This is a genomic window from Cysteiniphilum halobium (genome assembly GCF_003574425.1).
Classification (GTDB): Bacteria; Pseudomonadota; Gammaproteobacteria; order Francisellales; family Francisellaceae; genus Caedibacter; species Caedibacter halobius.
This window is the reverse complement of sequence record NZ_QLIU01000139.1, coordinates 1-643: the sequence shown is the minus strand read 5'-3', so window position 1 is coordinate 643 and position 643 is coordinate 1. Positions and strand designations below refer to the sequence as shown.

The following is a 643-nucleotide window of genomic DNA, read 5'->3' as shown; positions in this document are numbered from 1 at the left end:
GGAAGAAAGAGAGAAAGAAAAAAAGAGGTATAAAAAGAGAAAAGAGAAAAAAGAGGAAAGAAGAAAAAAAAAAAAGAAAAGAAGAAGAAAGGGAGAAAAAAAAAAAAGAAAAAGGAAAGAAAGAAAGAAGAAAAAAAAAAAAAGAGAAGAAGAACAAAGAGAAAAAAGATAAAAACAAACAGGAAGAAGAAGAGAAAAAAAAAAAAAAGAAGAGAAAAAAGAAAAAAGAAGAAAGAAAAGGAGAAAAGAAAGAGAAAAAGAGGAAAGGAGAGGAGGGAGAGAAGAGAAAAAAGAGGGAGAGAAGAGAAGGAAGGAAGAAAAGAGAGAGAAAAAAGGATAAAAAAAAAGGAGAGATAAAAAGAGAAAAAAAGGGAGAAGGAGGAGGAGAGAAAGGAAAGAAGAGGAGGAAAAAAAAAAAGAAAAGAAAGGAAAGAGAAAGGGAATAGATAAAGAAAAGAAAAGAAGAAAGGAAAAAAAAAAGGAAGGGAAAAGAGAAGAAAGAGAAAAAAAAAAAGAAAAAAAAAGAGGAGAGGAGGAAAGAAAAAGATGAATGAGAGAAAGAGAGAGAAAAAGAGAGGTGAAGAGAAAAGAAGAGAAAAAGGGAATGAAAAAAAGGTGGGAGAAAAAAGCAAAATAACAGAGG

The 643-nt window shown here is 30.2% G+C and carries 1 protein-coding gene; it reads left to right on the top strand.

Features of this window, described 5'->3' with window-relative positions:
* Positions 1–446 (top strand): hypothetical protein (locus DNK85_RS12770; protein WP_208123201.1); only part of this gene is annotated, 446 nt, incomplete at its 5' end.
* Positions 447–643: the final 197 nt, after the last annotated feature.